The organism is Longimicrobiaceae bacterium (assembly GCA_035696245.1).
Lineage (GTDB): Bacteria > Gemmatimonadota > Gemmatimonadetes > Longimicrobiales > Longimicrobiaceae > DASRQW01.
Genome location: DASRQW010000299.1, coordinates 20775 through 31039 on the forward strand (window position 1 = coordinate 20775; position 10265 = coordinate 31039).

A 10265-nucleotide genomic window follows, 5' to 3' on the forward strand; every position below is an offset into this window, starting at 1 on the left:
TGACACCTGAACGGGAGGCGGTATGCGGATCGCGGTGATGCTGGGCGGGACGAGTGCGGAGCGGGAGGTGTCGCTGGCGTCGGGGCTCGCGATCGTGAAGGCGCTGCGCGAGCGGGGGCACGAGGTGAGCACCATAGACACGGCGCGCGGCTTCATCGCCGCGGACCAGGAGGGGGGCCTGCTGCCCGAGGGCGTGCACGCCGCGCCTCCCGGCAAGGTGGACGACGCGCTGCCGGCCATCGAGCTGGGCGGCGTGCAGCAGCTGCGCGATGCGGACGTGGCGTTCCTAGCGCTGCACGGCGGGGCGGGGGAGGACGGCACCATCCAGGCGCTGCTGGAGCTGATCGGCGTGCCGTACACGGGCTCGGGGCCGCTGGGCTCCGGCATCGCGATGGACAAGGACGTCACCAAGCGGCTGCTGCGCGACTCGCAAGTGCCCACGCTGCCGTGGCGCGTGGCGCGCGCGCCGGACTACGCCTTCGACAGCGACACCATCGAGGACCTGATCGGCTGCCCGTGCATCGTGAAGCCGGCGCGGCAGGGCAGCAGCGTGGGGATGACGGTGGTGGGCGAGATGGGCGAGCTGCGCGACGCCGTGACCGTCGCCTCGGAGTTCGACACCGAGGTGATGATCGAGCGCTACGCCAAGGGCCGCGAGCTCACGGTGGGCATCCTGGGCGACCAGGCGCTCCCGCCGGTGGAGATCCGCCCCAAGAAGGGCATCTACGACTACGAGAGCAAGTACACGCCGGGGATGACGGAGTACCTGTGCCCGGCGCCGCTGGAGGAAGAGGTGGTGGCGCAGATGCAGGCGTACGCGCTGCGCGCCTTCCGCGTGCTCAAGCTGCGCGGGTACGGGCGCATCGACTTCATCCTCGCCAAGGAGCAGCTGTTCTGCCTGGAGGCGAACACGCTCCCCGGCATGACCGCAACCAGCCTGCTCCCCAAGGCGGCCGCGGCGGTGGGCATCTCCTTCCCGGACCTGTGCGAGCGAATCGTGCAACTCGCCCTGAGGTAGTGGTGTAGCAGGGAATGTGGGCCGCGCGCGGGGGCAGACTGCCCCGCGCCGCGCGGCTCCTTCCTGACCAGGCGCAGACCCACAATGCCATACCGTTCGTCGTACGAGAGCAGCTTCTCGGCGCCCACGCTCACCCCGTGGGTGAAGCGGCTGCTGATCGCCAACACCGCCGTCTTCGTCGTCATCACCCTCCTCGACAAGCTCGCGCCGCTGCAGGCGCAGCTGGCGATGGAGAACCTGGAGGTGAGCAGCGCGACGGTGCTCACGCGCCCGTGGACGCTGATCACGTACGCGTTCGTGCACGCGGGGCTGGGGCACATCTTCTTCAACATGCTCTCGCTCTTCTTCTTCGGCCCGCCGCTGGAGGAGCGCTGGGGGTCGCGCGAGTTCATCAAGTTCTACGCTGTGGCCGCCGCCGGCGGCGCGCTGCTGGCGCTGGCCATGCCCGCGCCGGTCATCGGCGCGTCGGGCGCCATCTTCGGGATCCTCGTCGCATATGCGATGATCTGGCCAGACAACGTGGTGTACTTCTGGGGCGTCTTCCCCATCAAGGTGAAGTGGCTGGTCACCATCATGGTGGGCTTCAACCTGTACGCGGCGGTGGGCGGCGGGGGCGACATCGCGTACCTGGCGCACCTGGGCGGCGCGGCGGTGGCGTTCGCCTACCTCAAGAGCCCGTGGGCGCCGCCGGCGTGGGGCAACGTCTTCACCGCCAAGCGCCAGCAGAAGGCATCGTCGCTGGTCCCGTGGCGTCCCAAGGCACAGGAAGAGGTTCGGAAGCCCGTCCCCGTCCGCGCGACCGGCACCGCGGGCCTCGTGCCGGCCGACCGCGCACGCGCCGAGCGCGAGCTGCTGGACGACGTGGACCGCATCCTCGACAAGATCAGCACCCAGGGCCTCCAGTCGCTCACCCCGCAGGAGAAGGAGCGCCTGAACGAGGTCAGCCGCCGCTACCGCACCAACTGAGCGCTGACCGATCCGCAGCATCGACACGAAGCCCGCTTCCTCACAGGAGGAGCGGGCTTTTCCAGATTGCCTGCGGAGGCGGAATCCTCTTGCCGAAGGCGACGCACGATCCGCCAAGGCTGCCGGGAGGAAGCCGGAGCCCATCCCGACGGGCCCGGTTCGCCTCCGACGAAGTGGAGCCCGAGAAATCCGATGGCCGCATGGGCGAAAGAGCCATGCGGCCATCGTGTTCGGTAGATGTGATCCGGACGGCGCGCATCTCACGCTCCCGCCGACCGTCTCTCTATGCTGAACCGATCCGCTCGCGCATCCGCTTGGTGATGCTCTGGCGGACGTCGTCGTAGCCGTTCCACGGGTCTTCGCGGAGCTTCGCGAGGCGTTGGGCGACGGTGCGGACGGTGAAGGCCGCCGGGTCCAGCTCGGGCGAAAGCTCCTCCCAACGGAGCGGGGTGGAGACGGTGGCGCCGGGCCGCGCACGGACCGAGTACGCGCAGACCGCCGTCGCACCCCGCCCGTTGCGGAGGTAGTCCAGGAAGATCTTGCCCGCACGCTTCGACAGCGTGCTCTTGGTGAGGTACTGCCCGGGCGAGGCGGCGGCCACGTCCTCGGCCAATGCCTTGGAGAAGCGCTTCACCTCGTCCCACGTGTTGCGGCGGGCGAGGGGGGCCACCACGTGCAAGCCCTTGCCGCCCGTGGTCTTCACGAAGCTCTCCAGACCGAAGTCGCGCAGCCGCTCGCGCAACTCGAACGCGCTCTCCACCACGCGCGCCCACGACACGTCCGGCGCGGGGTCCAGGTCCATGATCATGCGGTCCGGCCTGTCGGGCCTGTCGGCGCGCGACCCCCAGGTGTGGAGCTCGAGGACCCCGAACTGCACCGTCGCCACCACCCCCCGCACCGAGTCGACGTAGGTGTTGACCGTCTTCTCTCCGCCGCTCTCCTCGAGCTCCACACGCCGGATCGACTCCGGAAACCCCTCGCCGGGCTGCTTCTGGTAGAAGCACTGGCCGTCGGCGCCGTTCGGGCAGCGCACCAGCGTGAGCGGCCGTCCGGTGATCTGCGGCACCATCCAGCGCCCGATCTCCTCGTAGTACCTCGCCAGCTCCAGCTTGGTCACGCCCGCCGCGGAGAACAGCATGCGCGTCGGGTTGCTGATGCGCACGCCCGACACCTCCGCGTCGCCCTCGCGCCGCCGCCGCGACGGCAGGGAAGGGGCCGAAGCCGATCGCGGAACCGGCCGCTTCGCCGCCGCCCGCGCATCTCCCGACCTGTCCATCACTTCGGGCCGGCGCGCGTCTCCCGACGCGCGCTCCGCGATCTTCTTCCCACCGTGGCGCACCGGCGCCGCCAATGGCCCGCCGATCGGCTCCGGCATCTCGCGAACGACGTCTGTCGGGCGCTTGTCCTCGCGGACGCCTTCGAACACCGGGTGCCGGAGGATGCCCTCATCGGTCCACTCGGTGAACGAGATCTCCACCACGGTGCGCGGCTCGACCCAGCGCGCATGCTTGTCCCGCTTATGGTCCGCGAACGGCGACTCGTCCCGCGGGTGCGCGGCGAGGCGTTCGTGCAGCAAACGCAGCGTCTTGTCATCGAACCCGGTACCCACACGCCCGGCGAACTTGAGCGAGCCGTCCGCGTCGTGGTAGCCCAGCAGCAGCGCGCCCATCGCCACGCGCGAGCCTTTGGGCGCCGTGAAGCCGCCGACCACGAACTCCTGACGCTGCACGCACTTCACCTTCAGCCAGTCGCGCGTGCGGCGGCTCTGGTACGGCGCGTCGGCCCGCTTGCAGACGATGCCTTCCAGCCCCCACAGGCACGCCTGGCGGTGGAACTGGTCGCCGTGACCCTCGAAGTGGTCGCTGTAGCGCACCAGCGGCCCGTCGCCGCCCTCCACGCTGGCGAGCAGCGCGCGCAGGCGCTCCTTGCGGGCGAGCAGGGGAGCGCCGCGCAGGTCCAGCCCGTCCGCGTGCGTGAGGTCGAAGGCGTAGTACGCCAGCCGCTCCTCCGAGCCCGAGCCGAGGACGGACTGCAGCTCCTGGAAGCTGGTCTTCCCGTCTGCCGTGAGCACCACCAACTCGCCATCCAGCATCGCCGAGGCGACCGGAAGGGCGGCCAGGCGTGCGGCGAGGAGGGGGAAGCGCGGCGTCCAATCGTTGCCGCGGCGCGTGAGCAGCCGCACGTGCCCGCTGTCGATGCGGCAGACGAGGCGGTAGCCGTCCAGCTTGATCTCGTGGATCCAGCCGTCCTCCACCGGCACCTCGTCCACCAGCGTCGCGAGCTGCGGCGTGACGAACGCGGGCAGCGGCCCCCGCTTCGCGCCGGGAACATCCGGCGCTGGCGCGGCGGGGGCGGGGGAGCGGCGCGGGGCGCGGACCGCCACGCTACGCGCTCCTCCGCTGGCGGGCACGCGGCTTCTTCGGCTCCTCGGTGCTCTTGGGCGCCGCGGCCTTCTGAGAACGGCCGGCGGGCTTGGGCTTCGCCTTGCCGGCCTCGGCCACGCTGCGCTTGAGCAGCGTCATGATGTCAATCACGTCGCCGCGCTCGGCCGGGGCGGCGGCGGTGGGCGCGGCCACGGTGCCGGCGCCCGCCTTGGCGTGGATCAGCGCCAGCAGGTCGTCGCGGTACTCGTCGCGGTAGCGCGCCGGGTCCCACGGCTCGGCCATGCCTTCCACGAGCTGCTCGGCCATCGCCAGCTCCTTGGGCGAGACGCCCACCTCGGCCACGTCTTCCGGCGGCAGCTCCAGGTCGTCCATGCCGCGGATCTCGTCCGGGTAGCGCAGGATCTCCAGCACCAGCACGGGCCCGCGCGGGATCACGGCGGCCAGGTACTGCCGCGAGCGGATCACCACCTTGGCGATGCCCACCTTGCCGGAGCGCTTGAGCGTCTCGCGCAGAAGCGCGTAGCCCTTGGTGCTCTTGCCGATGGGCGCCAGGTAGTATGGCTTGTCGAAGTACATCGGGTCGATCTCCGACGCCTCAACGAAGTCGGTGATCTCCACGGTCTGCGTGGCCTCGGGGTTCGCCTTGGCGAAGTCCTCTTCGGTCATCACCACGTAGCGGCCGTCGTCGTACTCGTAGCCCTTCACGATCTGATCGGTCGCCACGTCCTCGCCCGTGGCCTTGTTGTACTTCTTGTAGCCCACCAGCGAGAGGTTTCGGCGGTCGAGCTGCTTGAAGCTCAGCTCGTCGCGCTCCTCGGCCGTGAAGAGGCCCACGGGGATGCTCACGAGGCCGAAGCTGATGCTGCCTTTCCAGATTGCGCGGGCCATGGTTCGTCTCCTTGGTACATGGGGAGACCGTGGCCTTGCAGAGCATGGACCATTTCGTATAATATACATTATGTAAACTATAAGAGCGGAAAGCTGTGGAAAACCGTGTTCGTTATCCCCACCACTGCGTTCCGGGTCTCGTGGAGGCCGTGCACACCGTACGCATCCCCTGCCACGTGCTGTTGGAGCGTGGGGCCGGTGTGACGGGATGAAGCGAATCGCGCAGGAGCGCGTGTGACGCACGAGAGGTGCGCCGGACGTGCGAGTGGGCTCCCGCGAGCGAGATCGTGCGTCCTGGGCGATTCTGCGAAGCCGCCGTTCAGGCGCCGCGGCTTCGGCCGAGCTGGACGTGATCGACGCCTGGGCGTCCTCAGTAGGCCTGGGCGGGCGACCTGCTGCGGGGACGATCGGATGTGCGGCGGGCGGCCTGCAACGGGTTGGGATTGCGGAAGATCGCGCAGCGGCGCGGGTTTTCTTCCGCCAACGCGTGTTTGGCACGCGTCCCGCATTGGGGTGACGCACCCCGCCGGCGGACCGGTCGCCGCGGAGAGCATATCCACCAACGCTGGAGACTTCCCGATGCGCTCTACCCTTCGCTTCCTTCTGCCCGCCGCGGCAGCGCTCGCCCTCTGCGGCGCCGCCCCGCGCCAGGCCGCAGCGCAGCAGACGGTGACCTGCCAGTCCACGGGCTACGACCGCACCTACTGCCAGGTGGACACGCGCGGCGGCGTGGTGCTGTCCCGCAACCTCAGCAACTCGCCGTGCGTCGCGGGCCGCTCGTGGGGCACCGTGGCCGGCCGCGGCATCTGGGTCTCGAACGGCTGCCGCGCGGAGTTCCGCGTGAACAACGGCTACAACAACAACAACAACAACGGCGTGCTCACCCGCCGCGGCAACGTGAACAACAACCGCCGCGCCAACCGTGACGTGTACGGCAACGGCAACGTGAACGGCAATCGTGCGGAGAACCTGTGCCGCCGCGCCGCCGCCAGCCGCATCGGCCGCAACGTGGGCGCCATCGGGATCCTGGGCAACGGCACGTACCAGAACACCCGCGGCGGCTGGCACATCAACTGGGCCGACAACAACAGCCGCATGCACGGCAGCTGCACCGTGAACACCGACGGCAACGTGAGCGTGAACGTCCAGCGCTAACCCGCCGGCCGCACGTTCCGAACGCAGAAGAAGCCGTGCCTCTCTCGCGAGGGGCACGGCTTCTTCGGTTTGGGTCGATGGGCCCTTCCCTGCCGATGTCTTCACCCGTCGGGAGATGCACGGCCGTCTACGATAGCTTGGGTTCAGTCGGGAGATGATGCGCGGCCGGGAGATCGGCCGGGTGCGATGAATCGCATCCCCGCAAGTGTTTACGGGGTCACTTGTCCGTGCGATCGATGCACGGGCGCGTCAGTCGAGGAGCTGGAGGATCTGGCGGGCTTCGGCGGCGAGGTCGGCGTCGCGGCCGGAGGCGGTGGCGGAGAGGACTTCGCGCGCGGCGGGAGCCGGGATGTGGCCGAGAGCGGCGAGCGCGGCCATCTTCAGGCGCGACAGGCGCTTGCCGCCCAGGAGCTGGCGCTTGTTGACGACCCCCGCGAGCGCCGGCACCGCCTCTGCCGAGCCCAGCTTGCCGAGGGCGGCCACGGCGGCGAGCTGCACGTCCTCGTCGGCAGAGTCGTTGAGGACGCGGCCCAGGAACGGCACGGCCGCGGCATCTCCCGTGGTGGCGAGCCCCTGCACCGCCGCGCGCTTCACGGCGGGCGCGGCGTCGCCCAGCAGGTCCACCAGCACGCGCAGGCCGCCTCGGCCGCCCACGGTGGCGGCGTGGCGCGCGGCGTCGGTACGGACGGCGGCGTCCGGGTGCGCGGCCGCCTCGCCGATCCAGCGCAGCGCCAGCTCCGGCTCCATGTCCGGGTCGGCCGCGATCTCCAGCATGGCGCGGGCGCGGCCGGCGGCGGGGTCGCCCAGCGCGCGGGTGATGATCCGCCCCGCCGCGCCCTCGGACTTGGCCAGCGTGCGGAAGAGGAGGCGCCGCAGCCCCGCGTCGCCGGTGCGGAAGAGCACGCGCTCCAGGTGCGCCAGCGCCTCGCCCCCCGCGAAGAGGAAGACGCGGACGATGGCGGCGCGGTCAGCGCCCTCGCGCTGGATCAGGTCGGCCAGGCGCTGCATGTTGGGCTCGGTGGTGACCTGGCGGAGCCCCTGCACCGCCGCCTCGCGGAACACGCGGCCGCGGTCGGGCCGCTGCGTCTCGGCCACCAGGGCATCGAGCAGCACCACCGCCTCGTCCAGCCGGTCGCCGGCGATCAGCCGCTGGGCGGTGCGCCCGCAGCTCTGGGCCACTGCGTCGAACCGGTCCAGCGCCTCGGCCGCGCGCAGCATCCCCGGCAGCTCGTTCGCCTCGGGGTCCACGATTCCGCTGCTGGCGCGGAAGAACTGGTACATCGCGCCGTGGCCCGCATCTCCCGCCGCCGCCAGGGGTGCGGCGACGGGTTCCACGGTGGATGCCGCTCCCGCGGGCTCCTGCGCCGCGGGCGGCGGCGGGTACGCGGCGAACGCCTCTTCGAACTCGAAGTCCGAGAAGTCCGTCGCCTCCTCCGCGTCGAACGGCGAGGCGCCGCGTGAGGGCTGGCCAGGCGCCTCTACCGCATCGCCCGAGTCGCCCGCGTCCGGCTGCGCATCCGCGGAAGCGCTCGGGGAGGCGGGCGCTTTCGCATCTTCCGTCACCGCCTGCGCCGAGTCGCGCGGCGACGGCTCCGCATCTCCCGAAACCGATGCGCTCGGATCGGTAGGTGGAGTCGCGGGCGCCGCATCTTCCGATTCGGTAGGAGCCGCCGCTGGGCGGACGGGAGCGGGCGGGCGATACGTCTCGCCTGCGTTGGTGCTGACGTAGATGCCGCGCGGCTGAGCCTCGCGGATGGCGCCGAGCAGGCCGTCCGCGCCCAGATCCCCTGCCCCGCGCGTCGCGGCGCGGAGGAACGTCTCCAGGTCGTCGGCCGTCACATCCGCCGTGAAGCCGACGCGCGTCACCCGCAGCATGATCAGCGTGCCCGCGGCGCGGAGGAGCACGGGATCGACGCCGGCCACGGGCTGGCCCTTGGCGGAGAAGCCGGTGAACTGCACGTCGAGCACGAGGCTCTTCTGCGCCGCGAACACGCCTTCCAGAGCCTCGCGCGCCTCGCGGGCGAGCGCACTGGGCTCGCCCTCGCGCAGGAGCGCGGAGGCGAGGATGCGTACGAAGCGGGCAACGGGCGGCGTATCGGCCATGGAACGGAAGCGGAGCTTTTCGACGGAGAGACGATGGCGTGAATACTTATGCATCGGCTTCGGTGGATGGATATCCATCCACCGAACATTCACACGACTCCCTGCTTTACAGGCGCTTGGAGAGCGAGAGGAAGCGCAGCCGCCACACGCGCCACACGGCCTCGCGGATGATCTTCTTCGACATCTTGCTCTCGCCGGCGTCGCGGTCCACGAACATGATGGGGATCTCGCCCAGGCGGAAGCCCTTCTTCCAGGCGCGGTAGCTCATCTCGATCTGGAACGAGTAGCCGTTGCTCTCCACGCGGTCCAGCTCGATGGCGGCCAGCACCTCGCGCCGGAAGCACTTGAACCCGCCCGTAGCGTCGGCGATGGGCAGGCCGGTGACCCAGCGGGCGTACGCGTTGGCGAAGTAGCTGAGCAGCAGCCGGCCGATGGGCCAGTTCACCACGGTCACGCGCCCGTGCAGGTAGCGCGAGCCCAGCACCACGTCGTACTCGTCGATGGCGCTGAGGAACTGCGGCAGGTGCGCGGGGTCGTGCGAGAAGTCCGCGTCCATCTCGAACATGGCGTCGTAGCCGCGCTCCAGGCCCCAGCGGAAGCCGGCGAGGTACGCCGTGCCCAGCCCCAGCTTGCCCTCGCGGTGCAGCACGTTGACCCGCGGCTCGTCGCGCGCGATCTCGTCGGCCAGCGCGCCGGTGCCGTCGGGCGAGCCGTCGTCGACCACCAGGATCTCCAGGCGGGGGTCGCGCGAGAGGATGGAGGGAACCAGCCGGGGCAGGTTCTCACGCTCGTTGTAGGTCGGGACGATGACGAGGGCGCGCTGCAAAACCGGGCGGGGTGGGATGCTTGTACGGATGCGGGCGGGCTGGTATTTTGGGCCAGATGGACAACATACCCCCGCCCCGCGCGCCCGACAAGTGAAGGCTCTGTACCTGGTGACCGCGTACGCGCGCGACCCCGCGGACGTGATCACCCCGTGGCTGGTGGAGACCATCCGCCGGCTGGCGGAGTGTGGCGTGGAGGTGGAGGTGCTGGCGCCTTCGTACCGCGGCCTGCGCACGCAGACCGTGGGGGGCGTGCGCGTGCACCGCTTCCGCTATGCGCCCGCCGCGTGGGAGACGCTGACGCACGACCAGACGGCCCCGGACCGCATCCGCCAGCACCCGCAGTTCCTCGGCCTGGTGCCGGGCTACGTGGCCGCGGGCTCGCTGGCGGCGTCGCGGCTGGCGCGCACGGGCGGGTTCGACGTGATCCACGCCTTCTGGCCCATCCCGCAGGGGTTGCTGGGGCTGGCCGCCAAGCGCGCGAGCGGGCTGCCGCTGGTGTCCACCTTCTTCGGGGTGGAGCTGACGTGGATGGAACGGCAGTTCCCCTTCCTCGCTCCTCTCCTGCGCCGCATCGTGCGCGGCTCCGACGCCGTCACCGCCATCTCCACCTACACGGCCGATCGCCTGCGCCGCGTGGTCCCCGGCGTGGAGCCGGCGGTCATCCCCTTCGGCGCCGCGATCGATGCCCCCCCTGCCCTGCCGGAGCCCCGTCGGGACGATGGGCAGCCGTTCGAGCTGCTCTTCGTCGGCCGCCTGGTGGAGCGGAAAGGCGTGCACCTGCTGCTCGACGCGCTCGCGACGATGCCGGCCGGCGAGCGGCCGACCCTCCGCGTGGTCGGCGACGGGCCGGAGCGCGCGTCGCTGGAGGAGCGCGCGTCGCGGCTGGGCCTCGGTGATTCCGTCCGCTTCGACGGCTTCGTCTCG

Annotated in this window: 8 protein-coding genes; 4 read left to right on the top strand and 4 right to left on the bottom strand. The window is 70.8% G+C overall.

The window, feature by feature from the left end:
- Positions 1–22: 22 nt before the first annotated feature.
- Positions 23–1018 (top strand): D-alanine--D-alanine ligase, encoded by a 996-nt coding sequence (locus VFE05_14030; GenBank protein ID HET6231187.1) that lies wholly within the window; start codon positions 23–25, stop codon positions 1016–1018.
- Positions 1019–1102: 84 nt separating this feature from the next.
- Complete coding sequence (locus tag VFE05_14035; GenBank protein HET6231188.1) at positions 1103–1984, top strand: rhomboid family intramembrane serine protease; 882 nt, start codon at positions 1103–1105, stop codon at positions 1982–1984.
- 283 nt (positions 1985–2267) lie between these two features.
- Here the strand turns inward: VFE05_14035 and ligD are convergent, their stop codons facing one another.
- Both ligD and VFE05_14045 read right to left on the bottom strand, forming a co-directional pair.
- Positions 2268–4367: a DNA ligase D gene (gene ligD, locus VFE05_14040; protein ID HET6231189.1), complete on the bottom strand. Its 2100-nt coding sequence runs from the start codon at positions 4365–4367 to the stop codon at positions 2268–2270.
- Between the two features lies 1 nt (position 4368).
- A complete protein-coding gene (locus VFE05_14045) occupies positions 4369–5256 on the bottom strand; it encodes a Ku protein (protein ID HET6231190.1) in 888 nt (295 codons plus the stop codon).
- 579 nt (positions 5257–5835) lie between these two features.
- Between VFE05_14045 and VFE05_14050 the strand changes: the two genes are divergently transcribed.
- A complete protein-coding gene (locus VFE05_14050) occupies positions 5836–6411 on the top strand; it encodes a DUF3011 domain-containing protein (protein HET6231191.1) in 576 nt (191 codons plus the stop codon).
- A gap of 249 nt (positions 6412–6660) precedes the next feature.
- On the opposite strand, the gene VFE05_14055 is transcribed toward VFE05_14050, so the two are convergent.
- Complete coding sequence (locus tag VFE05_14055; GenBank protein ID HET6231192.1) at positions 6661–8514, bottom strand: HEAT repeat domain-containing protein; 1854 nt, start codon at positions 8512–8514, stop codon at positions 6661–6663.
- A gap of 106 nt (positions 8515–8620) precedes the next feature.
- Entirely contained in the window at positions 8621–9340 is a 720-nt protein-coding gene (locus VFE05_14060) for a polyprenol monophosphomannose synthase (protein ID HET6231193.1), read from the bottom strand.
- A 91-nt stretch (positions 9341–9431) separates the two neighbouring features.
- On the opposite strand from VFE05_14060, the gene VFE05_14065 reads away from it, so the two are divergent.
- The coding region (locus VFE05_14065; protein HET6231194.1) for a glycosyltransferase at positions 9432–10265 on the top strand (834 nt) is incomplete at its 3' end.